Source organism: Halalkalibacter oceani, assembly GCF_023715605.1.
Classification (GTDB): Bacteria; Bacillota; Bacilli; order Bacillales; family Bacillaceae_D; genus Halalkalibacter; species Halalkalibacter oceani.
In genome coordinates, this window is sequence record NZ_JAMBOL010000006.1 from 15098 (window position 1) to 40285 (window position 25188).

Annotated in this window: 26 protein-coding genes; 21 read left to right on the forward strand and 5 right to left on the reverse strand. The window is 47.8% G+C overall.

The window, feature by feature from the left end; genetic code table 11:
• The first annotated feature begins 54 nt into the window (after positions 1-54).
• The 10 genes from M3202_RS08835 (at position 55) to M3202_RS08880 (ending at position 8908) form a co-directional block, all read left to right on the forward strand.
• Positions 55-1545, forward strand: a complete 1491-nt coding sequence (locus tag M3202_RS08835; RefSeq protein ID WP_251222984.1) for a tripartite tricarboxylate transporter permease — start codon at positions 55-57, stop codon at positions 1543-1545.
• Complete coding sequence (locus tag M3202_RS08840; RefSeq protein WP_251222985.1) at positions 1542-1976, forward strand: tripartite tricarboxylate transporter TctB family protein; 435 nt, start codon at positions 1542-1544, stop codon at positions 1974-1976. The genes M3202_RS08835 and M3202_RS08840 overlap by 4 nt, the downstream gene beginning before the upstream one ends.
• Positions 1977-1997: 21 nt before the next feature.
• Positions 1998-3362 carry an acyclic terpene utilization AtuA family protein gene (locus M3202_RS08845; RefSeq protein WP_251222986.1) on the forward strand — a complete coding sequence of 455 codons (1365 nt, stop codon included), beginning with the start codon at positions 1998-2000 and terminating at the stop codon, positions 3360-3362.
• A 12-nt stretch (positions 3363-3374) separates the two neighbouring features.
• Positions 3375-3683, forward strand: coding sequence for a DUF4387 domain-containing protein (locus tag M3202_RS08850; RefSeq protein ID WP_251222987.1), 309 nt, complete (start codon positions 3375-3377; stop codon positions 3681-3683).
• Between the two features lie 85 nt (positions 3684-3768).
• On the forward strand, positions 3769-4815 hold the full coding sequence (locus tag M3202_RS08855) for an AbrB family transcriptional regulator (RefSeq protein WP_251222988.1): 1047 nt from the start codon (positions 3769-3771) through the stop codon (positions 4813-4815).
• A 239-nt stretch (positions 4816-5054) separates the two neighbouring features.
• Entirely contained in the window at positions 5055-6323 is a 1269-nt protein-coding gene (locus M3202_RS08860) for an ammonium transporter (RefSeq protein ID WP_251222989.1), read from the forward strand.
• 2 nt (positions 6324-6325) lie between these two features.
• Entirely contained in the window at positions 6326-7345 is a 1020-nt protein-coding gene (locus M3202_RS08865) for a DUF294 nucleotidyltransferase-like domain-containing protein (RefSeq protein WP_251222990.1), read from the forward strand.
• Positions 7336-8088 carry a 3'-5' exonuclease gene (locus tag M3202_RS08870; RefSeq protein ID WP_251222991.1) on the forward strand — a complete coding sequence of 251 codons (753 nt, stop codon included), beginning with the start codon at positions 7336-7338 and terminating at the stop codon, positions 8086-8088. Before M3202_RS08865 ends, M3202_RS08870 begins: the two co-directional genes overlap by 10 nt.
• Positions 8089-8119: 31 nt before the next feature.
• Positions 8120-8380, forward strand: a complete 261-nt coding sequence (locus M3202_RS08875) for a MerR family transcriptional regulator (protein ID WP_349775612.1) — start codon at positions 8120-8122, stop codon at positions 8378-8380.
• A 258-nt stretch (positions 8381-8638) separates the two neighbouring features.
• Positions 8639-8908 (forward strand): DUF5327 family protein, encoded by a 270-nt coding sequence (locus M3202_RS08880; protein WP_251222992.1) that lies wholly within the window; start codon positions 8639-8641, stop codon positions 8906-8908.
• A gap of 124 nt (positions 8909-9032) precedes the next feature.
• Here the strand turns inward: M3202_RS08880 and M3202_RS08885 are convergent, their stop codons facing one another.
• Positions 9033-9653: a GNAT family N-acetyltransferase gene (locus tag M3202_RS08885; RefSeq protein WP_251222993.1), complete on the reverse strand. Its 621-nt coding sequence runs from the start codon at positions 9651-9653 to the stop codon at positions 9033-9035.
• A 143-nt stretch (positions 9654-9796) separates the two neighbouring features.
• Between M3202_RS08885 and M3202_RS08890 the strand changes: the two genes are divergently transcribed.
• Complete coding sequence (locus M3202_RS08890; protein WP_251222994.1) at positions 9797-10171, forward strand: DUF423 domain-containing protein; 375 nt, start codon at positions 9797-9799, stop codon at positions 10169-10171.
• Positions 10172-10300: 129 nt separating this feature from the next.
• Here the strand turns inward: M3202_RS08890 and gerQ are convergent, their stop codons facing one another.
• Both gerQ and M3202_RS08900 read right to left on the reverse strand, forming a co-directional pair.
• Positions 10301-10798, reverse strand: a complete 498-nt coding sequence (gerQ, locus tag M3202_RS08895) for a spore coat protein GerQ (RefSeq protein ID WP_251222995.1) — start codon at positions 10796-10798, stop codon at positions 10301-10303.
• 30 nt (positions 10799-10828) lie between these two features.
• Complete coding sequence (locus M3202_RS08900; RefSeq protein WP_251222996.1) at positions 10829-11260, reverse strand: cell wall hydrolase; 432 nt, start codon at positions 11258-11260, stop codon at positions 10829-10831.
• Positions 11261-11548: 288 nt separating this feature from the next.
• On the opposite strand from M3202_RS08900, the gene M3202_RS08905 reads away from it, so the two are divergent.
• Positions 11549-12754, forward strand: a complete 1206-nt coding sequence (locus tag M3202_RS08905) for an ISL3 family transposase (protein ID WP_285890356.1) — start codon at positions 11549-11551, stop codon at positions 12752-12754.
• A 163-nt stretch (positions 12755-12917) separates the two neighbouring features.
• On the opposite strand, the gene hemQ is transcribed toward M3202_RS08905, so the two are convergent.
• Complete coding sequence (gene hemQ, locus M3202_RS08910; RefSeq protein WP_251222998.1) at positions 12918-13667, reverse strand: hydrogen peroxide-dependent heme synthase; 750 nt, start codon at positions 13665-13667, stop codon at positions 12918-12920.
• Between the two features lie 358 nt (positions 13668-14025).
• Between hemQ and pta the strand changes: the two genes are divergently transcribed.
• Entirely contained in the window at positions 14026-15021 is a 996-nt protein-coding gene (gene pta, locus M3202_RS08915) for a phosphate acetyltransferase (RefSeq protein WP_251222999.1), read from the forward strand.
• 23 nt (positions 15022-15044) lie between these two features.
• Here pta and M3202_RS08920 read toward each other — a convergent pair whose 3' ends face one another.
• Positions 15045-15887, reverse strand: a complete 843-nt coding sequence (locus M3202_RS08920) for a lipoate--protein ligase family protein (protein WP_251223000.1) — start codon at positions 15885-15887, stop codon at positions 15045-15047.
• Positions 15888-16053: 166 nt separating this feature from the next.
• Here M3202_RS08920 and M3202_RS08925 point away from each other — a divergent pair, with 166 nt between their 5' ends.
• From M3202_RS08925 to M3202_RS08960, 8 genes are all read left to right on the forward strand, one after another.
• Entirely contained in the window at positions 16054-16278 is a 225-nt protein-coding gene (locus tag M3202_RS08925; RefSeq protein WP_251223001.1) for a YuzB family protein, read from the forward strand.
• 309 nt (positions 16279-16587) lie between these two features.
• Positions 16588-17832 carry a dicarboxylate/amino acid:cation symporter gene (locus tag M3202_RS08930; RefSeq protein WP_251223002.1) on the forward strand — a complete coding sequence of 415 codons (1245 nt, stop codon included), beginning with the start codon at positions 16588-16590 and terminating at the stop codon, positions 17830-17832.
• Positions 17833-18066: 234 nt separating this feature from the next.
• Entirely contained in the window at positions 18067-19365 is a 1299-nt protein-coding gene (locus M3202_RS08935) for an HD domain-containing protein (protein ID WP_251223003.1), read from the forward strand.
• Between the two features lie 18 nt (positions 19366-19383).
• On the forward strand, positions 19384-19890 hold the full coding sequence (locus M3202_RS08940; protein WP_251223004.1) for a YwgA family protein: 507 nt from the start codon (positions 19384-19386) through the stop codon (positions 19888-19890).
• Positions 19891-20075: 185 nt separating this feature from the next.
• Complete coding sequence (locus M3202_RS08945; RefSeq protein WP_251223005.1) at positions 20076-22064, forward strand: transporter substrate-binding domain-containing protein; 1989 nt, start codon at positions 20076-20078, stop codon at positions 22062-22064.
• A complete protein-coding gene (locus M3202_RS08950; RefSeq protein ID WP_251223006.1) occupies positions 22061-23416 on the forward strand; it encodes a sigma-54-dependent transcriptional regulator in 1356 nt (451 codons plus the stop codon). The genes M3202_RS08945 and M3202_RS08950 overlap by 4 nt, the downstream gene beginning before the upstream one ends.
• Before the next feature lie 158 nt (positions 23417-23574).
• Positions 23575-24582: a TAXI family TRAP transporter solute-binding subunit gene (locus tag M3202_RS08955; RefSeq protein WP_251223007.1), complete on the forward strand. Its 1008-nt coding sequence runs from the start codon at positions 23575-23577 to the stop codon at positions 24580-24582.
• A gap of 142 nt (positions 24583-24724) precedes the next feature.
• Positions 24725-25174 carry a DUF1850 domain-containing protein gene (locus tag M3202_RS08960; protein WP_251223008.1) on the forward strand — a complete coding sequence of 150 codons (450 nt, stop codon included), beginning with the start codon at positions 24725-24727 and terminating at the stop codon, positions 25172-25174.
• The last annotated feature ends 14 nt before the right edge of the window (positions 25175-25188 follow it).

Here is a 25188-nt window from a genome sequence, read left to right on the forward strand (position 1 = left end):
GTAGTGAAAGTCTGACTACAGCATTCGCTATTCACCAGGAATGGAGGTATCATCTTGTTTGAAGCAGCGTTTGAAGCACTGTTTATTGTGTTAGATCCCTCGAGGATTTTGTTTATTTTTCTAGGCATTTTAGTCGGGATCACAGTAGGGTTTTTGCCGGGGCTTGGAGGCCCTGTCGGGATGTCTCTGCTGCTACCTTTTATTTTCGGAATGGATCCTTTTACGGGAATTGCCTTGTTAATTGGGATGGTAGCCGTTATCCATACAGCGGATACGTTTCCTTCTGTGTTAATCGGGGTCCCCGGTTCTTCCGGATCCCAGGCGACGATTATGGACGGCTATCCATTGGCTCAGCAAGGCCAGGCCGCCAGGGCTTTAGGAGCTGCATTTATTTCTTCTATTATCGGTGGAGTTATCGGCGCCATTATTTTATTTTTAGCGATCCCGATTGGCCGGCCGCTCGTATTGGCCTTTAGTTCCCCGGAACTCTTTATGCTAGCGATACTCGGATTGAGTATGGTCGGAATTTTAGCGGGTAATTCCATTTTTAAAGGATTGTCTGCCGGGGCACTTGGTATGTTGCTCGGCTCCGTCGGCGGAGCGCCGGCTACCGCCGAATACCGGTTTACGTTCGACTGGATTTATTTATTCAATGGTATTCCCCTTACCGTGTTGGCTCTTGGTCTTTTTGCGCTGCCGGAAATGATTGATTTGCTCGTTGAAAAAAGAAGTGTGTCCAAAGGGCAGACGGTGGGCGGCAACCGAATGCAAGGGTTGAAAGATGTTATAAAAAACAAATGGCTCGTCTTCCGCAGTGCGGTGATGGGAGCTTTTATCGGCTTTATTCCAGGACTTGGAGGAAGTGTGGTCGACTGGATCAGCTACGGCGTAGCCAAACAAACATCAAAGAATGCTGAGAACTTTGGGAAGGGAGACATCCGGGGTGTCATTGCGCCTGAGAGTGCCAATAATGCCAAAGAAGGCGGGACGCTCATTCCGACTTTAATGTTCGGTATACCGGGCAGTGGCACGACAGCCATCCTGTTAGGTGGACTGATCGTTCTCGGAGTAGAGGCCGGGCCAAGCATGCTGACGACGGACCTGCCTATCACCTTGACGATTGTCTGGACTCTTGCGTTAGCGAATATATTCGGGGCAGGTATTTGTTTCTTACTGGCCCGTCCTATTTCAAAAATCAGCACAATCCCCGCCGAGAAGCTTGTTCCTTTTCTCCTTATCATCATGATGATCGGGGCGTATCAAAGTACCAGGCATTGGGGAGATTTTATTATTTTCATAGTAATTGGTCTCATTGGATGGTGCATGAAACATCTGGATTGGCCGCGTGCCCCGTTACTCGTCGGCTTCGTTCTTTCGACTTCAGCAGAACGTTATTTACATCTGTCCATGTCGAGATATGGTTTTATGTGGCTCACACATCCTAAAGTAATCATTATCGGCCTGATCACCATTTTGATCATTGTTGCCGGGTTTTATATGAAGAGAGTGAGCGACCGCCAGCATAAAGGAGGGATGACAACATGAAGGTAAAAAAGCAGACGCTGTCTCTCGTTTTTTCTGCGCTCATGCTGCTTTTATTTGGATACATGGCGATTGAAGCGACCAACTTTCAATCATTGGCGAAATATTTCCCATTAACCATCGCCATTTTTGCGATTCTCGTATGTTTGATCGATCTACTGTTGCAATTGAAGCGCCGAAGCAAAACAACGGATGTTTCGTCGACCACTAGTTTGAAAGTATTGATTTATATCGGTTGGATTGTTGGTTATCTTGTGCTCATTTTCTTCCTTGGGTTTATCGTTGGCACAGCAGTGTTTTTATTCGCCTTTCTTTATATTGAGACAGGATTCAAAATAGTGAAAGCGGCAGTAACGATGGGAATTACGATCGCAGTTATTTTCCTTTTTGGACGTGTGATTGGCTTATATTGGCCGTCGGGAATGTTTTTTTGAGAATAAAGGAGGCGGAAGAAGATGAATGTCATTCGAATCGTAGCCGGAACAGGGATGCTAGGGACCGGGTATTCAATTGAAAGCTTTCGTAAAGCGCTTTCCTTAAAACCGGACGTGATAGGCTGTGATGCAGGTTCCACTGATCCGGGTCCCTATTATTTAGGAGCGGATCAGCCGATGGTTTCACGAGAAGCAACGAAGCGGGATTTGACTTATATGATTGAAGGAGCGCTGGAGTACGAAATTCCTCTGCTGATCGGAACGGCGGGAACCGCCGGGACGAATAAACTCGTTGATTGGACTGTCGAGATCGTAGCGGAGATTCTTCAGGAAAAAAAGATGCACTGTAGAGTTGCGAAAATATATTCCGAGATTTCAACCGATCAGCTGTTGAATTATTATTCACAAGGAAAACTAAAGCCGTTGGAAAATGCGCCAGAGCTCGGTGAGGAAGAGATTAAACGCCTAAGCAAAGCGGTCGGACAAATGGGGGTAGAGCCATATATTGAAGCATTAAAAAATGACGCGCAAATCATCATTGCCGGGCGTTCAAGTGATACTTCCATTTATGCCGCCGTTCCGATTATGAAAGGGTTAGAAAATGGAGCTGTCTGGCATGCTGCGAAAATATTGGAATGCGGTGCTGGCTGTGTAGTGAACCGGCTTCATCCGGATAGTATGTTTGCGACGATTGGGGAGGATCATTTTGTGATTGAGCCGCCGAATGAAAAGATGAGCTGTAGCCCGGCAAGCGTGCTCTCACACTTTTTATATGAAAATACAGATCCTTATTACTTAAAGGAGCCTTCAGGTACATTGGATACGAGTAAAGCAACGTATACAGAGCAGGGAGAGCGGGCTGTCAAAGTGGCAGGGAGTGAATTTCACCGGGCCGATCAGTATACGATTCGAGTGGAGGGCGTCGAACTCGTCGGCCATCGCCGGATTTGCATCGGCGGAATCCGTGATCCTTTTGTTTTGAAGCAGCTGTCTGAGTTTCTTGAAGAGGCCTTTCGGGTTGTGAAAAGAAAAGTGAGCGATAGCTTGGCAATTGAAGAAAATGACTATCAGCTGGCCCATAGAGTCTATGGACAGGCCGGGGTGATGGGGCGGTTAGAGCCGGAGCGGGAATTTGGCCATGAGGTTGGTCTATTATTCGAAGTCATTGCAGAAACGCCTGAGCAAAGCGAAGCGATTATGGCGATTGCCTGGCATACGCTCCTCCATCATCCAATAAAGGAATGGTCCGGTCTAGTCAGCCAGGTCGCTTTCCCTTTCTCCCCTCCGGATGTCAGTATGGGAGAAGTGTTCCGCTTTGCAGTTAATCATGTTATCGAAGTGCAGGATCCTTTAGAACTTTTTACGATTGATTACGTTGAGCTGTAAAGGGGGAAGAAAATGATGACTTTAGGAAGTGTAGCAAAGCTGATTCGCTCAAAAAACGCCGGTCCTTTTATGCTGACGATTGATATTATTATGGACAGTGAAGAAAACTATCTGTTAGTGAAACATTCCACCAAGCTGTCTAAAGCGTTCATTGCTTCTTTATATGATTTAACAGCGGAAGAGATAAGCCTCATATATTGCGATGAGGTGAAAGCTCTCAAAATTTCTTTCCCGAGACCTGTCAGTTCAGGGGATATTGGCGATGGTGATGTTTTTGGCGGTCAGCAGCACGGACCGCTTGTCGAGCTTGACTTCTCATAAAAACTGCCTGCCGAAAGAAAAAGTGGTAAAATAAAGGAGCAAAGAGGCAACAGTGAAGTTGTCGAACAAGCGGGAGGCGCTTCTTATGCAAAAAATCCTTTATCTGATCATTGCGATAACCGTTGGCGGGTTATGCGCGTTAGGGCAAGTTCCCGCAGGCTGGTTGCTGGGTTCTCTTGTCACGGGCCTTATCTGTGCCTTTTTTATAAAAAAATTATATTTTCCTGATAGTTTGTTTAAAGTGGCGCTTGCGATCATTGGCGCAACAATTGGTTTTAGAGTGATTCCCGAGCAGTTTATCACCTACCGCTCATTGTTGCTGCCTTTTGTTTTTGTGTTCCTGTTAACGATCACAGGGGGATTGCTGCTCGGTAAGTTCATGCAACGTTTTTCAAGCCTGCATCCAAACACGGCTTTTTTTTGCTGTATGCCGGGTGGCGCTTCGGAAGTCATCGCGCTGAGCAAGGAGTATGGGGCTGACCAGCAGGTTGTGGCTGCGTTCCACACGACGAGAATTACGGTGTTCGTTCTCTTTATACCACTCATTATCGGATTAAACGTACCGATTCCGGCGCAAAATGGTTCAGCTGGCGGGGTGATGATTGGTGACGCGCTTCTTTCTTTCGTCTGTATCGGCGGAATCGGTCTTGTCACCCTGTTGCTCGGGAAGCGGATTCCGCTCCCGGGTTCGTCGCTGTTTCTGGCGATTGCGCTCGGGTTTGTCTTTCATCAATGGGTCGTGCCGACGCTTGAGATTCCCAGCTTTGTTTCCGGCATTGCCCAAGGGCTGATGGGGGCGATTATCGGAATCCGGTTTGATAAGGAAACGCTTTTGGAGTTGAAAGAAATTGGCGGTGTCAGTTTAATGACGCTGGCGCTTTATTTTGTAATGAGCTTTGGGCTGGCGGGGCTGTTTTACTTACTGACGCCGCTTGAGTTCTTCACCAGCCTTTTGAGTGTCGTGCCGGCCGGTGCTGCTGAAATGGCTTCGACCGCGACGGCGCTCCATGTTGAGCCGATGATGGTTGCCACCTTGCAAATGATGAGGGTATTAACGCTGTTTGCGGCGTTGCCGTTTTTAATTAAATGGTTTTCAAAGCCGGTCAACGAAAAAAAGAAAGTGCGGGTTTAAACGGAATAAGCGGGAAAACAGATCGCCTTAAAGGTTGAACATTCAGCCTTTAAGGCGATTATTTTTTTGGACTCAGTGATCGGAAGTCATTCCATCTTACAATGGAAATCAAAAAGCATGTCAGCAAACCTGACAAGGGTGTGGAATCAAAAAAGGAAGAACGTATAATAAGAACTAACAAGAGATGTCAGCTTCCCTGACGCTGACATGTTCTATTAATGAGAGGAGAGAGATGAGAAATGGATGCATTAGTACTTATGGATAATCTTTGGGTCATGGTTGCTGCAATTTTAGTTTTATTTATGCAAGGTGGATTTATTCTTTTGGAAGCAGGCTCAACAAGAATGAAAAATGCGGGTCATATCGCTGGTAAGACCATTTTCACAGTCGGTATTGCTTCGCTCGTGTACTGGGCTGTCGGATGGGGCTTCGCCTATGGGGAAGGAAACTCGTTTATCGGGTTGTCTGATTTCTTCTTCGGCGATACTTCGACGGCAGAAGAAGGATTAGTCGGTTCGGTTGACTTTTTCTTCCAGGTAATGTTTGCGGCGATCGCGTTAACGATTGCTTTCGGCGGTTTCGCAGAGCGGGCGAAGCTATCAGCTTATCTCGTTTTCGCTGTCTTATTCACTGCTTTTGTTTATCCGATTGTCGCTCACTGGATTTGGGGCGGAGGTTGGTTATCTGAGCTAGGAAAGCAAGACTTTGCCGGCTCAACGGTTGTTCACTTAACAGGTGCAATGGGGGCATTGGCGGCTACGATTCTATTAAAGCCGCGTTTAGGGAAATACAACAAAGATGGTTCAGTCAACGAGATTGCTGGGCACAACCAGGTGTACACGGCATTGGGTGTTTTGATTCTGTGGGTCGGTTGGTTCGGTTTTAACGCAGGTAGTACATTAGGAGTAGCAGATGCGTTCTTCGGATATGTAGCTCTAAATACGCAATTGGCCGCGGCGGCGGGTGCGGTTGCAGCGCTGTTCATTGCTTGGGCGATGACAGGAAAATCAGATGTCCCAACAATGTTAAATGGGGCTTTAGCAGGTCTTGTTGCGATCACAGCAAGTTGTGCGTTCGTTGCTCCGTGGGCAGCTGTTATCATCGGTATTATTGGCGGTCTCATCGTATTCTTCAGTATGAAATTCTTTGATAAAGCCCGGATTGATGATCCGATTTTCGCTTTATCGGTTCATGGTGTAGCCGGGGTCTGGGGAACGATTTCAACTGGTTTCTTTGCGACACCTGAGCTTGCCGAAATGAATGGTGGTAGTGCCGGCCTCTTCTATGGCGGAGGACTTGGCCAGTTAGGCGTTCAAACGTTAAGTGTTGTCGCTTGTGGAGCGTTCGCGTTTATCGCGTCTTACATCCTGTTGCTTGTAACGAAAGCCCTAATTGGCGGCTTGCGTGTAACAGAAGAAGAGGAAATTGTCGGTCTTGACTTAAGTGAGCATGGCAGCTACGGTTATCCTGAAAGCATGCAAGGTCAAAATAAAAGCACAGGAGCGTAAGCATGTCAGAGGCCAAGGTTTATCCGATGAAGCAAAATGAAGAATGGGATGAATGTAAACAGCAGTTGTATCAGGAACGTCTTCGTAAGATTCATCAGCAGGAGCATACCTCGACCTCACTTCAACAGAGTCACGAAGAGATAATTGGCAAAGCGGTCAGTCTCGCTTTAAATAGGACTGAAAGTGAGTGGGGCAGGCCTCCTGCTCACTTTGCTTTCTTTTTAATGGGAAGTGGAGGCAGACTGGAGCAATCTTTTTGGAGCGATCAGGATCATGGTATTGTGTTTGAAAGCGAAAATGAAGAGGACCAGAAGTATTTCCTCCATTTAGGAAACGAAATTGTCGATGTGTTGGCCGCGGTTGGCTATGAGCGATGTGATGGTAAAGTGATGGCGTCGCATCCGCGCTGGTGCCGCTCGTATTCAAGCTGGGAAGCCCAGCTCAAGCATTGGCTGAGCGAGGATAAATGGGAAACGCTGCGGCATACACTGACATTTGTTGATGCTCGTCCGATGCAGGGGGAAGACAGGCTGGTCAAGGATTTAAAGTCATTTCTTTTTCAGGAAGTGAAGAAGCATCCCGGCTATTTGCCGCGGCTGACCGAAAATACAGGGAAGCTGCGGAAAGGGGTCGGGCTGTTCAATCAATTGCTCGTTGAGACAAAAGGGGAGCATATCGGTAAATTTGATTTGAAGCAGATTGTCCTGTTCCCTTATGTCAATGCGCTTAGACTTCTGGCGATTGAAGAGGAAATCTTCGCTGCTTCGACGCTTGGGCGATTTGAAGAGCTTTCTCCGGCATTTGCTTCCGTTAAGGAGCTGAAGCCTTCTTTTGAGAAATTATTGGAAAAAAGACTACAATGGCAAAAGACGACAGAGCGGTATGGGGACATCCATCACCTTTCCCTCCATGAGCTTAACGATGAAGATAAACAACTGTTGAAAAGCTGGGTAAAGGAAGGTCATCAGCTGTACCGGGAAATTGAAAAACGCTATAAAAAGGGTGGATCAACATGGTCATGAATTCCATGGTACAACTGGTGAAGCAGCTATCAGGAAAGCTGAGTCCTTCCATTTATACGTCGATGCAGCAGCAGTCGGCAGCGGCGCGCCTTTCCCATTTGCGTCAAATACAGCGGGAGCTGAAGCAGGAAGATGTATTGGATAAGAGTTTGGCAGAGCTGCCTTTTGTCGTTTTTGATTTGGAAACGAGCGGTTTCTACCCTGACAAAGGTGACTGTATTCTATCCATTGGCGCTGTGAAAATGAAGGGGAGCGACATTTTAACGGAGGAAACGTTTTACTCAACGATCCAGTGTAAAAAGGAGCCGTCGGATGAGGTGCTTGAGCTGACGGGCCTTACACGGGATGAACTGGCCGCTTCTCCACCCTTGGCTGAAGTACTGACAGATTTTTATCAATTTACGGGGCACGCGACCTTAGTCGCTCATCATGCAAGTCATGAAAAAAGTTTTATGTCTCATGCAACATGGCAAACATTACGAACAACCTTTCAGCACCGTATCATCGATACGTCCTTTTTAACCAAAGTGGTAGTACCGACAAAAAAGCTTGTTACGTTAGATGAATGTTGTGAGTATTTCAATATTCCAGTTCAGAAGAGGCACCATGCTAAGGAAGACGCTCTGATGACAGCAAGACTTTGGCAGGAAAATATACACTTAGCGAGGGAAGCTGGCTTTGACACGTTGCGGGACGTCTACACTTTTTTAGCAAAAGGTCGTACAGGAGAAACGTCTAGATAAAGAATAGGTGAATGAAGGAGGAGGGGAGGGAGTGAAACCCGATATTCCACGTGAGCAGGCTTGCTTTCCAATTCGAGTTGTAATGGAAATGACAAATCTGTCTGCACGACAAATTCGTTATTATGAGGAACAAGGTTTAGTGAAGCCCTCACGCAATGAAGGAAACCAGCGAATGTTTTCGATTGAAGATATCGAGCAGTTTCGCGAAATTAAACGATTTATTGAACAAGGGGTGAATATCGCGGGAATTAAAGCGATTTTCGCTGCAAAGGAACAGGACAAACGAGACTGATCACTTGAAAAAGGTGGTTGGTCTCTTTTTTAAGGTTAGAAAGTTATAAACATTCTCAGAGGTAAGTGTGGGAAAAAATCGAGGAAGACACTGGCTCCGTACGTTACGTTCTCCCTGAAAAAACACCACTTTCATGGAAAACAAAGACCGTTGTAACGGCTCCCGCAGTGCTTCAAAGAAAGGCCGCCTATGGCGGTTTTTTTATAGGCTTCTCTTTCTGCCTATGCTAAGATGATATCAAGAAAGCGAGGGAGTTGAATGAACATACCTGCACAGAAAATTATTCACCATATAGACGTACAAGTTGCGGCGCTGAAAAAGGCGGCGGCTGCCGGCGAGGCGGTCCGGGTAAGCGAATGTGCCACGGCGATCGAGGCGTATTGCCAGTTGTTGAAAGGGGCAGAGAAGCAAGAGCAAGCTGCCTCTGTCAACCAGCCGACCGTCACCCCTAAGCCGTTAAGCTTTGTCCAGCCGACACTCCATGAAAAAGAGGAAGATAAGGACAAGGGGAGCTTGTTGGATTTTTAGCGTTTAGAAAGTTTAAGGCAGCCGCAATGGCTCTGCACGCTGCCCATCTGACAGGAGAAGCCCATTCCTGTCAGATTCCAAAACCTTGCAGCGGCTCCGCACATTGCTACTAACAACGGCGACATTAGTCGCTGTTATTAGTCCATTCGACGAGGACGGCGTTGTGGAGTGATTCGTCGTCGTCGACGTAGTTTGGCAGCACTTGAAGCGGCGTCAACCCTTGCTTGAGCATGAACGTGAGGACGAGATCCTTGATTTCCTGTCGTTCGACCGCCTTTACATATTCGTCCGGCGAGAGCGTGCCGGCATATTTATGATAATCGGGAATGCGGCAGCCGGCGAGAAAACGGGCGAGGCCGCGCTCACGTACAAGCTGTTTGCGGGCTTCATAGAGCGCTTTGGCGACACCTTTGCCGCGAAAGCTCGGGCGGACGCACACATCGATTCCGTATAAGCTGTCCCCGTCAGGCTCGTGACTCGCCCGAATGTAGCCATTATCGGCGATCTCGGCCCACGTGTGGGGCTTTCCGTTATACGTTGTCAGAAGCGAGGTTGCTGAGCCAACGACAGTACCATCTATTTCCGCTAATAGGGCGCCGGCGGGGAAAGTGTCGACGTGGGCCTGAATCTGTTCAGGAGACCACCAAAGCTCCGGCGGGAAGGGCGGCGGAAAAGCTTCCTTCTGCAAATCCAATAACTGCGGGTAATCCTCGATTGTGTAACGTCTGATTGTAATAGAAGACAAGATCAGTCACTCCTTTGTGTCGACGGCTATTGTCCTTATTTTAGCGTAACGTCGCAAAGGAGTCTATTGGCGATCCTTTGACGTCTGTAGCAATATTCGCTATTGTATTCATAGAAGAAACGACAGGAATAGGAGTTGTCAGTATGGCGAAAATCTTTCTTTTACTAGGTAGTCTTTTGATGGCATTGGCGGTAGTGATCGGGGCATTTGGCGCTCATGGTCTCGAAGGCCGTTTGTCAGAGCGGATGATGAAAAATTACCAAACAGGAGTCCAGTATCATATGATCCACGGGATCGGTCTCCTGCTCGTCGGTTTGGTGGCAATCAAGCTGGCGTCTTCTTCTTTACTCACCGGAGCCGGCTGGAGCTTTGTCGTCGGGATTGTCCTCTTTTCAGGAAGCTTGTATGCGATGGCATTAACCGGTGTAACAAAGCTGGGCGCCATCACGCCAATCGGTGGACTTGCTTTTATCATCGGCTGGATTTTGCTGGGGATCGCAGTCGTTCGCGGCTTGTAGAGGATTGTGGGAAAGGCGAAGCATTGAAGGAGCTGTTACAAAACGGCTGGGCGAAAGGTTGTTTGTCCCTTTCGCCCAGCCTTTAGTTTTGTCCCGCCCCCGGTTAGCAAACGAAGCGATTGCCAATCCTTATGGCCGCGGTGAATACTGTGTAAGCGGCGTTTGCCCGCCGTAAGGGTATTCATAGTCAATTGGGTCTTCAAATGTCACATAGTCCAACGTGACCATCAACAGCAAATAATGCATCCCTGTCTCCGGATCGCCGACGATAATATGGTCGCGGCCGGCTTCCTCGATTCTTCCTCTGAAAATTTTCGCATTCCATTGGTCATTGTTTTCATAGGTCATATAAAAAGTCGCCATTTTCCCCCGGTTGAGCCGGAGAATATTTTCAATAAAGGATTGTTCCAGTGGCAGCAACCCTCCCTGATTCTGGGCAGCCTGCTGCTGCTGGACAAAGCCTGGAACCTGATAATTTTGCGCAGAAAAATAAGGCATCTGGCCTTGAGCCTGGGTCTGTGGCTGAGGCTGCATCGGCTGTGCATATCCTTGCTGCTGCTGCGCATAGCCGTAGTTTTCGAAGCCTTGTGTCGCCTGATTCCATTGCTGGTTAGGTTGTTGACTCATATTTCTCGCCCCCTCTTTTTTTATCAAGATTTAATAAGTGCTATACACTTCCGGACATTCTGATGCAAGCGGAGTATAAAAACAATGAGATTTGTACCTTCCTGAGTTCCATTGCCCCCACCATTGGGGCGGGCAAGCCCCTTCAGGCCTGAAAAACCATAACGCAAATTCTCCGGGGTTGAACCGTTCTCCATTTACTACCCGTTGAGCCAGTCTTTTGTCGCGCTCTCTCGCCCGTTGATAAAAGTATCCTTTCTGTGTCGCTTCAAAGCCGCCGGGCGATTGAAAGGTCATCTGTGGGATCGTGGCAATATTGGCAAAATCGAGACAGCGGACTCTAATGCGATTCACCATCACGTTTCCGGCATTGAGCATTCCAAGTTCCCCATCCCCTTCAGCCTCTGCTCGCATCAGGCGTGCAAGCATATCAATGTCGCTGGATGAAGCCTTTATAACAGCCATCCATTCACCTCCCATAAAGTTGGCAATCTCAGATGTCGTGAAGCGCATTGCCTTTATATGTAACGAGGACATCGGCTGACGCAGACAGTTACAGTTACTTCACTATATGAGGAAAAAGAAAGGCATATACCACTTTTTAAGAGCCTGCTTAAAAAAAGGCTCTAAAATAAATGTTGGGGTATTCGCACAATGAGGACAAAAAAAGACACGCAAGCTCCTTTGATCCTGTTATCCTTGAATTGATGAGAAACAAAGAAAGGATGGAGCCGCGTGCAACAAAAGTCTATCATGAAAATCCCAGGATTAAAAGAGGTCAACGTGACAAAGGTAGAAGAACGCGAGGACATGGTAGCGATTCATGTGGAGGTACCAAGAAAACCCCATGAATGTCCGGCCTGTCAAACGATGACGACACGTGTGCATGATTATCGAATCCAAAAGATCCAGCACCTTAAATGGTTTGAGCGGAAGGTCGCTTTGTTTTATCGAAAGCGCCGGTATGCTTGTCCATGCGGAAAAAAGTTCGCGGAAACGGTATCGTTTGTGAAAAAGTATCAACGCCAGACCATCGAGTGGAACCAGGCGTTGGGTATGAGGGTGATCGAAGGGAAGAACTTTACGGATACAGCCAAGCAGTTCCATACCTCTCCGACGACGGTGATGCGGAGGTTCGATCACCTGTCAGCTTCGCTGGTAAAGGAAGTGGATCAGCTTCCGCCGGTGATCGCGATTGATGAATACAAGGCAGACACGCAGGAAGGGACCTACCAGCTCATTCTAGCAGATGCTCAAACACGCCGCCCTCTCGACATCCTTCCCGACCGCTCTGCCAAGACGTTACAATGGTATTTGGAGAAGAAGGGGGAACATGTGCAAATGGTCGTGATGGACTTGAGCTACTCCTTCAAATCAGCCGTACAAAAGGCACTTGGCAGCCCGGTCATTATTGGGGATCGGTTCCATTTTTCCCGCTACATGATTTGGGCCTTAGAGGCGGTTCGACGAACCGAACAGAAAGCCTTCCACCCCTATGACCGGAAGAAGTGCAAGCGACTCCGAAGCATTTTCTACAAGCGAAGAGAAGAGCTGACCGAAAGGCAGCTATGGTACGTAGAACGGTACTTGTCCCTTTCTGACGCTCTACGAGAGGCCTATGAGCTGAAAGAAGCGTATATGGCATGGTTTGATCGGGCGAAAGAGTGGGGCAAGGAAGGCAAAATGGTGGAAGTCAAAGAGGGACTTTATGCGTTCTATGAAAAAGTGGAACAGAGTAACCTTGACGCCTTTCGGAAAGCCATTCGAACATTCCGGAACTGGGAAACTGAAATCTTAAATAGCTTTGCGTTTGGGTACACCAATGGATTTGTCGAAGGACTCAACAATCAAACGAAGGTCATCAAGCGGAATGCGTTTGGCTTTCGAAGATATGATCGGTTGCGCAACCGGATCTTACTTCACCATCAATACAAAGACATCACATTCGGGGTAGGATAAGGAGTGATCCTCTCGCTACCCCAACATTTGACGTAGAACCTAAAAAAACGAGGGTATGTCAAAAGGGGTGATTTCCCTTTTGACATACCCTCTGCTGGTAAGAAAACTGCTTTAATGCAGGCTGGACAAAAGGTCAAAGAAACAACCTTTTCTCCCAACCTTGTTAAGCGTGGAAATAACGGGACAGCCCGGTCGGATCGAGAATATTTCCGACATAGAAAGAGCCGAACTCGCCGTAACGCGCTGACACTTCATCAAAACGCATTTCATAGACAAGCTTCTTAAATTGAAGAACATCATCGGCGAATAACGTTACGCCCCATTCCCAATCATCGAAGCCGACTGAACCTGTAATAATTTGTTTCACCTTTCCGGCGTAGCTCCGTCCAATCATGCCGTGGCTTCTCATAAGAGAACGGCGGTCATCCATCGAAAGCATGTACCAGTTATCCTCGCCTTGTCGACGCTTGTCCATTGGATAAAAGCAGACATGTGCCGCCTTCGGAAGAGTCGGATACAAGCGGGAACGCACATGAGGATTTTCGTAAGGGTCGCCGTCGCTTTCCCCGGCCATATAATTGCTGAGCTCCACAACAGACACATAGGAATAGGTCGGAATTGTAAATTCAGCGAGACGTGTTTTGTTAAAGGCATTCTCAATCTCATTCAGCTCCTGCATCGTCGGACGAAGAAGCATGAACATGATGTCGGCCTTTTGCCCGACAATCGAGTAAATCACATGACTTCCTTGTTCTTTTGCCTCGGTCTGCTCCCACTTTTCAATCATTGCGTGGAATTCAGCTAAAATCTGTTCCCGCTCTTCTGTAGAAATCGACTTCCAGGCCGGCCAGTTGATTGTACGGAAATCATGAAGACAATACCAGCCATCTAATGTTATCGCAGCTTCACTCATTGAAAACAGCTCCTTTTTATGACCATCTGCCGGACGCTTTTGCGCACCGTATCACTAGCACTATACCATATTTAGCAAGCGGGAAAAAAGCAAATGATCGGGGGGAGGCTAAGGAAACGGGACTTGTTCACAAAATAGTCATCTGCCCGCTATACATAACAAATCGATTAGTGGCCAAGCTATAAAAACGTTTGAATAGGCGGAAAACAGGCAAATAAAGAGTATGGAAGCGTAATCAATGAGATTTTTTGAAAAATTGATATTATAATGAACTTGACAAAATTGGTTTCATTTTTAACGGGAGGAAGGTATCCTTGAAAGAGATCATTTCGTGAAAGAAAAAGAGGAGGATGCTGTAGTGGGTAATCTCTTTACAGATATAAAGGAAAAGGTGGAAAAACACCGGCCGACGATTGTTTTGCCTGAAGGAACAGATGAACGAATTCTTGAGGCGGCCGCCAATTTGGCCAACGACCAGGTGATAAAGCCGCTTTTAATTGGAAATGAAGCAGACATTAAGGGGAAGGCAACGGAAATCAATGTCAATCTTAGCGGAGTACCGATCATTGATCCAGCGTCCTATAGCGGGATCGACGAGATGGTGGCGGCCTTTGTGGAACGCCGCAAAGGAAAAGAAACGGAACAATCAGCGCGGGAAAAGCTGCAGGATGTGAATTATTTCGGTACAATGCTTGTCTATATGGAAAAAGCCGACGGCCTCGTCAGCGGGGCGGCCCATTCAACCGGGGATACGGTTCGCCCGGCTTTACAAATCATTAAAACATTGCCAGGTATTCAACGAACGTCAGGCGTCTTTGTGATGGTAAAGGATGAAAAGAAATTCGTTTTCGGCGATTGCGCGATCAATATCGCGCCGACGAGTGAGGAATTAGCGGAGATTGCGATTGCAACCGCTGAAACGGCGAAAGTGTTTGGCTTAGACCCCAAAGTCGCGATGCTCAGCTTCTCCACGAAAGGCTCCGCTTCCTCGATCGAAACGAAAAAGGTCGCGGAGGCGACGAAAATCGCCCAGCAAGCCCGGCCCGACCTCGTGATTGATGGCGAATTTCAATTCGATGCCGCGTTTGTTCCGGCGGTCGCTCAGAAGAAGGCTCCTGATTCGCCGCTTCAAGGGCAGGCCAATGTCTTTATTTTTCCGAGTCTGGAGTCCGGCAATCTTGGCTACAAAATTGCCCAGCGGCTTGGTGGATATGATGCCATTGGTCCGATATTGCAAGGCTTGAATAAGCCGGTCAATGATTTATCCCGCGGCTGTAACGCAGCCGATGTTTATAAATTGTCGTTAATCACCGCGCTCCAGGCGATTAACCAGAGAGAGTCTGTCGTGATGTAAGCAGACAAGGCTGACGAAAAAGGTCAATTCATTCCTTTTTGTGTCAGCCTTTTTTCATTGCGGCTGGCAATTCGTTCATAGTTCGTACTAAATAATGCCGTCTCCTCGGTCGAGGAAAGATGAGGATGGACATCGACCTTCTGCTGCAAAAGATGCAACAGCCGTTCATTTAAGCCGGCAACTGTTAAACCTGAATCGAGCAGTTCTGCTAACGAAGCCATGGTGGCGGGCTGAATCAGCGGATAGTCGACGGAAGGATTCGTTTCAGGGACGGCAAGATGATAAAAATCCCGCAGCAAGGCGGCCCTGCCTGAGCCTGAGCCTTCCACGCACAGGTAAATTTGGACAGCGATCCCGCCGCGTATCCGGCGCTGGGAGATGCCGGCAAACTTTTTGCCGTCAATGCTTAAATCATAGCTTCCCGGGCAATAGGAGCCGACGATTTCATATGCCTGGATCGGCCTTTCGTAATCAGCGAGCAGCTCCTTTATCGTGCTGTACATTTGTTCATAAGCTGCATCAATTGTCATGCCTTTTATCTCAGGTAATAAAAGCGAGATGTTTAAAATTCCGCTATCCAGCAGGACGGCGAGACCGCCAGAGTTTCGGACGATCACGCGGTATCCCTGCTCTTCTAAATAAGAGCAGCCAGCCTCAACAGCCGGCAGACGTGTATCCTGAATACCGAGAACGACGGTGTCGTGATGAACCCATGTCCGTACAAGCGGGACCGCCTGTTTTTGACCGATTAATGTGCAAAATGTGTCATCATAGGCAAAGGATTGCAGCGCATCAAAAGCCGGACCGAAGCGCGTTTGATCAAGCCAGCGCCATTGGGGGGAAATCGTCTGTAAATCATAGTTCATGGGAGGCAGCTCCTATAGATAAATTCTCAAACAAGCTCATTATAGCATGCCGCTGAAAGGATTGCTTCCTTCAAAATATGTGCTATACTGAAGGGTAGCGTTACAAACAATTTTATCGATTTGATATAGATGAGAAGAAAAATGAATAAGGAAAGGAACATCAGAAATGGCTAATGAATTTCGCATTTGTGATGAATGTCAAGCGACCAATGTGAAGACGCTCCTTCCACGGCTAAAAAAGGTTGACGGGGAGGCGAAGATCGATATTCGCTGCCAGTCTTACTGTGGACCGGGGAGAAAAAAGTCGTTTGCATTTGTGAATAATCGGCCTGTAGCTGCACCAGACGAGGATCAATTAATCGAAAAAGTGATTAGTAAACTTTCTAAATAAGAGGCGGGGTCATAAGGTAGTTTTTTTTACCTTTTGCCCGGCCTCTTTTGTATCAAGCTCATTAAAGTTGTTATCCTAAAAAAACCGGGCTGCGCTATAGTCCCTAGGTCCTGATGGAATCAGATGGAAAACATTTCAATTAAGTCCTTAAACCTACATAATTAGTTCATGGTTGTCTAAAAGACATTTTACTGATAAAATTTTGAAACGTAAGTGAGTTTCGAGATTGGCCGTCTCGGGAAATAATAAATGCCAGAATATTTTTGACTTTAGATGGTAGGAATGAAGAAACGGATTGGAGGCTAGGCTATGAGTTTAACGAAAAAAATAGTAATCGCCCTCATTTTGGGTATTATTGTAGGCTTAGGTTTCAATCTTTTTGCACCTAACGCTTTTACTCCGCTTGACACGTATGCGTTAACCCCGCTCGGTCAGCTTTTCCTGAAAGTGATCACGATGCTCGTTGTGCCGCTTGTATTCTTTTCTATTGTGCTCGGAACAGCCGGAATTGGTGATCCGAAGCAGCTTGGACGCATTGGTTCGAAAACGATCGCTTATTATTTGGTGACAACCGCAATCGCTCTCGTTATCGGGATCGCCGTTGCCTACATATTGCAGCCGGGACAGCCGGGATTAATGGGAGAAGGCGAAGCGGAATATTCGGCAGAAGAGGCTCCGCCGATCATGGAAACATTGTTAAATATTATTCCAGAAAATCCGATCGAAGCGATGGCGACAGGAGAGATGCTGCAAATTATCGCTTTTGCCGTCTTTATCGGTTTTGCGTTAGCGAAGCTCGGAGACAAGACACGCGGGATTCTCCGGCTAATGGAACAGGGAAATGAAATTATGATGTATCTCGTAACCGTGGCGATGAAGCTGGCACCGATTGGGGCGTTTGCTTTAATCGCTTCGGCGCTCGGGAAGCTCGGCCTTGATGCGCTAGGTTCGATGATGATGTATGTCATCGCGGTTGTGCTAGCTTTAGTTATTCATGCCATCTTAACCTACGGTGGTTTGATCGCTTTGCTGGCGAGGCAAAATCCAATTGATTTCTTTAAAGGATTTTTCCCGGCGATGACCGTCGCCTTTGGTACGTCGAGCAGTAACGCAACGTTGCCGCTGTCGATGAAAACGGCACAGGAGAACCTCGGGGTTTCCAAGCCGGTGTCAAGCTTTGTTCAACCGCTGGGGGCGACGATTAATATGGACGGGACCGGGATTATGCAGGCGGTCGCAACGGTCTTTATCGCCCAGGTTTATGCGGCGCAGCTCTCATTCGGTGATTTGGTAACCGTCATCTTAACGGCGACGCTGGCCAGTATCGGCACGGCCGGGGTGCCGGGTGTCGGAATGATCATGCTGGCGATGGTCCTTAATTCAGTCGGGTTGCCGGTTGAAGGAATCGCTCTCGTGCTGGCTGTTGACCGCATGCTGGATATGCTTCGTACGGCGGTCAACATTACCGGCGATGCTTCTGCGGCGGTCATCATCGACCGGACTGAGGCAAAGCATATCGAGAAAGAGGCTGCCGCGAGCGCGCGGAGAGCCTAGGAAGAAGAACCTTATCAGCCTTCTGGATTCCCGGAGCGCTGGTAAGGTTTTTTTCAAAAGATAAGAAAGAATAAAATTTTCGGGTTGATTCGAGGAAGGGTGGCGGCTTCGCACGCCGCTTCTAAGAAAAGCCGCTACGCGGTTTTCTTAGAAGAGAAATGAGAAACGCGCTAACAAAATGTGTTCCTGTTCGTATATAATAAAGGTACGACTCTATGGAAACGAGAGGGAACTATGGCTAAACCTTACTATCGTCAATTAGAAGAAGAAAAAGTGTTTAAGGACCCGGTGCACCGCTATATTCATGTGAGAGATGAACTGATATGGGAATTGATCGGCACGAAGGAATTTCAGCGTCTGCGGCGGATCAGGCAGCTCGGCACGACGTATGTGACGTTTCACGGGGCTGAGCATACGCGCTTTAATCATTCACTTGGCGTTTATGAAATTACCCGCCGCATTCTTGAAGTGTTTGAAGGGCGGCCAAATTGGGAAGAGGATGAGCGATTGCTGGCACTTGCTGCGGCGCTCCTCCACGATGTAGGACACGGGCCATTTTCTCATTCCTTTGAAAAAGTATTTGATACCGACCACGAGGAATGGACGCGCGAGATTATCATGGGGGACACCGAAATTCATCAAGTGTTGGCGCGGGTGAGCCCGGAGTTTCCGAAGGCGGTCGCTGATGTCATCGAAAAAACCTATTCCAATAAGCTGGTGACAAGCATCATTTCAAGTCAGATTGATGCTGACCGGATGGATTATTTGCAGCGCGATGCCTACTATACCGGTGTGAGCTACGGTCACTTTGATATGGAACGAATTTTGCGGGTGATGAGGCCGATGGAAGATCAGGTTGTGATCAAGCAGAGCGGCATGCACGCGGTGGAGGATTATATTATGAGCCGCTATCAAATGTACTGGCAAGTTTACTTTCATCCGGTGACACGCAGCGCGGAAGTGATTTTGAGCCAAATTTTCAAGCGGGTGAAAGCCTTGTATCACGCGGGCTATTCCTTTACTCATCAGCCGGTTCACTTTCTTTCCTTTTTTCATGGAAAAGGGAGCTTGCGCGACTATTTAAGGCTCGATGAAGCGATAACCCTGTATTATTTCCAAGTTTGGCAGGAGGAAGAGGATCGCATTTTGCGTGATCTTTGTGTAAGATTCCTTAATAGGCGTCTTTTCAAGTATGTCGAATTTGACCCGAATCAGCGGATGAATGACTGGCCTAAGCTGCAGGAGCTGTTTCGTGAAGCGGAGCTTGATCCTGACTATTACCTGGTGATCGATTCTTCGTCTGATCTGCCTTATGATTTCTACAGGCCTGGCGAAGAGGAAGAACGGGTGCCGATTCATCTTATTTTACCGAATGGAAAGATCCGCGAGCTTTCGCGTGAGTCGGAGGTCGTTGAAGCGATATCAGGAAAGAAGCGCACGGATCATAAATTGTATTTTCCGCATGATTGCCTGAGCGACGAAGGGGAGCATCGGCGGAGTAAGCAGCAGATTCGTGAATTATTAAATCCATAACGGGAGGAGGGGTTGGCATTGCTGAAGGACCATGCCAATGTCATGAGCCTTTTCTTGCAGGTCGGCGAGGTCGTCGGGAGAAAAAAACTGCAAAAAATGATCTACATCGCGAAAAAGCTGGACATGCCTTTTTCTGAGCGTTACACCTTTCATATGTTCGGCCCTTATTCAGAAGAGCTGTCATTGCGAATGGAGGAACTGTGCAACCTCGGATTTATGACGGAAACGAGAGAAGATAAAGGCAACTATTATCAGTACCGATATCAGCTATCTGAATCAGGCAGACGCTTTTTGGAATTATATCAATTTGAGCAGCCGGATGTGAGAGAGCTGGCCGCCCGGTTAAACGAGCAGAGCTCCCGCTTTCTCGAGCTTGTCTCGACGTTACTATATTTTGAGGAGCTGCCGCGTGAGGAAGTCGAGGAAAAGGTATTTACTTTAAAGCGCAAGCAAAATTACCGCGAAGAAGAAATTGACCAGGCTTATGATTTTATTGGTGTTTTGAAAGAGTCAGTGTCAAAGTAACTACATAAGGGACGCATCAAGATTAGCGAAGCCTTGTTTTGGGGCTTGAAACAAAACTAGCTTAGAGGCTTGGCAAAAGGTTGTTTGATTACCTTTGCCAAGCCTCTATTTTTATGCAAATATAATGATTGTCAATAAACGGGCAATCGACTAGGATTAAAAAAGAAGGGAGGTCTCTGGAAAGCGTGGGAAAAACTAGTATACTTATCACGGCCCTGCTTCTTTTGCTTATGAGCGGGAGGGTGGGAGCGGCTGAGGAAAGGCGCTTAGTCGTCGGCTATGACCCGGAATTCCCTCCTGTACATTTCGCGGTTGATGGGCAACCTCAAGGCTTTGCTGTTGACCTGATGAATGAAATCGCTTCCAGGATGAGTGAGGACATTTTGTATGTGCCTGTTCCACAGTCTGAGGGAGTCCGGCAGCTGAAAGATAATGAGCTTGATATTTTGCTGAGCGCCTATTTTAACGAGGAGCATGCCGGGATGATGGAGTTCTCGGATTCGATTTTAACGACGTCGATCGGTCTGATCGTCCACCGCGATAACGAAACGATTGAAGGACTTGCCGAGTTGACCGATGCGGTGACAGCCTTGCAAAAGGACACATTGGAATATGATTTTCTCCGTAATATTCGCAGCATTCAGTATCATGTCGCCAGCAACCAGGTCACGGCCCTTGAGCTGTTGCTGAAAGGAAGAGCGAACGCCTTTGTCGGAAACGTGCTGACAGCGGAATATGTGCTGGCAGCCAGAGGGCTGGAGGATGACTATAAAATCGTCGGAAATTATTTACTGCCTGTTGATTATACGATGGCTGTTCAGCAGGAAAATTATCAGCTGCTGAGCAGGATCAACGAAGCGATTCGCGAGATGAAAGCCGATGGTACGTACAGTCTCATCTATGAAGCCTGGTTTGAAAGGGAAAGCGAACTTGAGGGCCGTCTGTGGCTGGCCCTGCAAATTATCGGCGGACTGCTGCTCGTGGCGACGGCCTTATTCTTATTGGGGATGCGCTGGAACAAGCAGCTGCAGCGGGAGGTGGCGAAGAAAACGAATGTGCTGCAAAAGATGAATGTCCAGCTTGAACAGAAAATGGCTGAAATCAAAAACAGCGACGAGTTTCAAAAGCAAATTTTAAACAGCAGCCCAAGAGGGATCGCGACGATTAATGCTGCCGGGCTCGTCACGTCGTTTAATCAAAAAGCGCACACGATTTCCGGTGAGCGGCAATCTGTCGCCGGCAGACATTATGCTCAGATTCCATTGCTGAACCTGCTGCTGGAAGGCCGGTTTGCCGACGTGCTGCGCCCGGACAATTTAATACTGGGCGAGGAAGCCGTCTGGCAAAAAAATGAGACGAATACGTATTATTTACGCTATTATATTTATCCGTTAAAAAACTTTGAAAAACAAGTGATCGGGCTGATTGTGACATTTGAGGATATTACCGAGGAACATAAGCTGAGGCTTCAGCTGTTTGAGCGGGAAAAAAATGAAGAGCTTAGTAGGATCGTTGCCGGGATTGCACATGAAATCCGCAATCCGTTAACCTCGATTAAAACGTTTGTGGAGCTGATTCCCCATAAATACAATAACGCGCGCTTTCAAAATGAAATTTCGGCCTATGTCCCTCAGGAAATTGAGCGGATGAATCAGCTAATTCAAGGGTTGATCGATTATACGAAGCCGGCCCGGCTGAATAAAGAACGAATCGATGCCGCTGCGGTTGTTCGGGAATGTTTGATTCTATTTGAGCGAACGGCGCTTCATAAAGGAATTACGATGCAATGCACAACGGAGGGCAACCTCTGGATCGAGGCCGATGCCAATCAGCTGAAGCAAGTGCTGATCAACTTAATTATTAATGGTCTGGACGCGATAAACAGTGGAGATGAGCAGGAGAAGGCTCTCTTGCAGCTCGCGGCATTTGAAAAAGGCCCAAGCGTCTGCATTCAAGTGACCGACACCGGGGAAGGAATGGATGACTATGAGCGTCGACAGGCGTTGAAGCTCTTTTATACGACGAAAGCGAAAGGGACCGGACTCGGACTGGCGATCGCCAGCCAATATATAAAGGAAAACAACGGCGAGCTGGAGATCAATAGTGAAAAAGGAGCAGGGACGACGATTACGCTAACATTTTTAAAAGCGATGGAAAAGGAGGCGGCGCGATGAAACGAATTTTAATCATTGATGACGAAGCGGCCATTTGCTCCTCGCTTGCGTTTGCGCTGGAGGACAAGTATGAGGTCATGACGACGACAGACCCGTCAGTCGGAGTAACGTGGCTTGAACATGACCATTACGACCTCTGCCTGCTCGATTTAAAAATCGGGCAGATTGACGGGATTGACGTGCTGAGGCAAATAAAGGAGGTCAGCCCGAAAACGATCGTTTTAATGATCACCGCTTACGGGACGATCGCGACCTCTGTCCGGGCGGTCAGGGAGGGAGCGTACTCCTATTTGACGAAACCGATCAATATCGAAGAGCTTCATTCCGTGATTGAGCAGGCTTTCCGCTACCAGCATCTGAACGAGCAGGTCGATTTTTTAAGTCAGGAGCTGGAGAAAAAGTACAGCTATGAAGGGATCATCGGCAAAAGCAAAGCGATGAAGGCGGTTTTTCACCTGATTGGAAAAGTGAGAGAGGTCGACTCCAACGTCTTACTAACCGGGGAAAGCGGGACGGGCAAAGAGCTTGTCGCTAAAGCGCTTCACTTCTCGGGCAAAAGAAAAAAGGCCCACTTTGAGGTGGTAAATTGCGCGGCGATACCGGACCAGTTGCTGGAGAGTGAGTTATTTGGTTACGAGAAGGGGGCGTTCACCGGGGCGATTTCAAGCAAAAAAGGAAAGTTCGAGCAGGCAAATGGAGGAACAATCTTTCTCGATGAAATCGGGGATATGCCGCTTGCCCTGCAAGTGAAGCTGCTCCGCGTCCTGCAGGAGAAGGTTGTCACAAGGCTTGGGTCGAACAGGGAAATTCAACTTAATGTCCGGGTGATAGCCGCTACCAATAAAAATCTTGACGAAGCAGTGAGAAAAGGCGAATTCCGTGAGGATCTTTATTTTCGGTTGAATGTAATTAAGGTGCCGTTGCCGGCCTTAAGAGAAAGAAAGGAAGATATCCCGTATTTAATTAAGCATTTCATCGGGCAGTTTAACGAGGAGATGGGCTTGAATGTAAAGGGACTGACGAAGCAGGCCCAGCGAATTTTGCTTGATTATGAGTATCCAGGCAATATTCGTGAGCTGTCCAATATTATTGAATCATCGATGGTGTTGGCCGATGACGAGTATATCGAGGCGACGGATTTGCCGAATCAGGTTAGGAAAATCAATCACGCTTCAAACGGGGAGAACGGGCTGTATAAAAGCTTTATCGGGCTGCCGTTAAAGGAGATCGAAAAGCATTTCATTCTGGCGACGCTGGAAGCGAACAAAGGGCATCGCAAGAAAACGGCGCATATGCTAGGAATCAGCGAACGCAGCCTGCGCGATAAATTAAAGCAGTATGAGCATCGCTAAATGAAAAAGCGGAAAAAAATGCAGACCGGAATTTTTTTCCGCTTTTTTAGCGGTGGAAATGTATGCGTTTCCAAATGGGGGCGCTGTTTTTTGACTTGGCATGATTATTGCAAAAAAGAGGGTGTCCAATACTTTTATAAAACGAAAGGGGAAACGAGATGAAGAAGTTTTTAAGTTTATTGGTAATGTCATCTTTGCTGCTTGCGGCCTGTGGGGGAAGTGAAGAGCCTGCAGGGACGGAGGGAGGAGAGCCGACAGCTGAGCAGAGCGAGGCCGGCGGTCTGGAGGACTTGTTTGTCACGGTCGCAACCGGTGGAACGTCGGGCGTCTATTATCCAATTGGCGGGGCGATTGCGAACATTCTCGAAACGGAGTTAGGCGTTGATTCATCCGTACAGGCGACGGGCGCTTCTGTCGAAAATATTAATTTGCTTAATACAGAGCGGGCCGAATTGGCAATTACGATGGCCGATGCGGTGCTGCAGGCGTATGAAGGCAATGGCGCGTTTGAAGGAGAGGAGCCGATTGAATCGCTGAGAGGACTGATGGCGATGTACCCGAATTTTGTTCAAGTTGTCACGACAGAGGACTCCGGGATTGAGAGCATTGCCGACCTAGCCGGTAAAAGCGTTGGCGTCGGGGCGGCGAATTCAGGGGTTGAGTTAAACGCGCGGATGGTGCTGGAAGCGTATGGATTAAGCTATGACGATATCGAGGAGGATTATCTTTCTTATAGCGAGGCGATTGATCAGATTAAAAATGGGATGATTGATGCTGCTTTTGTGACGAGCGGTGTTCCGAATGCGACCGTCATTGATCTTGATACGACTCATTCCGCGAAGGTACTGCCGATTGAAGGGGAAGCGCTCGATTATTTGATCGATACGTATCCATTCTTTACATCGGAAGTGATCCCGGCTGATGTGTACGGCAATGAAGAAGAGATCCAGACAGCGGCGATTACAAATTTATTGTTGATCTCCAATGATCTTTCCGAGGATGCCGCCTATGAAATTACGAAAACATTATTTGAAAACCTTGAAGCCATTCAAGGCTCTCACAATGCCGCTCAGGACATTTCACTGGAGACAGTCGATGTCGGGATGCCTGTGCCGTTTCACCCTGGTGCTGAGCGCTACTTGAAGGAAGTCGGGGCTTTGGAGTAGGGCGGCGGATTTGCCTGAAGCCAAAAATGAGGCGCGCCGGTTCTACCCTGCCCAAAGTGGGCAGGAGAACCACGCTTTCACTGTTCACTTTGCAGCTTCCCCTTGAAATTGTTCCACATTATCTTTGGAAGGAGCTTCCTCAATGAAAGGCAGGCTTTTCATCGTCTTACTTTGCTTAACAGCGTGCGCGGACAGCGGAGAGATGACCCTCGTCGTGCAGCATCAGGAAAATTACGAAATATATAAAGAAGTGCAGCACCTGAAAGCGGGCGACACATTTTCGCTAATGTGGGTTCACTCTGTCGAGCATACTCCGTGGAGGGAAACCTATCAGCTGACAGACGATGGGGAGCTGGAGCTGATCGAAACGGCTTTTCAGTCATTTGGTGCCGGTGTTCCTCATCAAAAAGGGGAAATGACTGTTGAACATGGTGAGGTGATCGTTCGCAATCTTGATGAACGAATCGATGCCTTGCGCTGGATCCATTCACATCATGTCGGATTTGAACTGATGGTGGACGGGGAGCCGGTTTTTCAGGCAGAAGATTTGCCGCATTTTGAAAAAATAGAAATCAGGGCTCTCCCGAATTAAAAAAGCGTGATAGA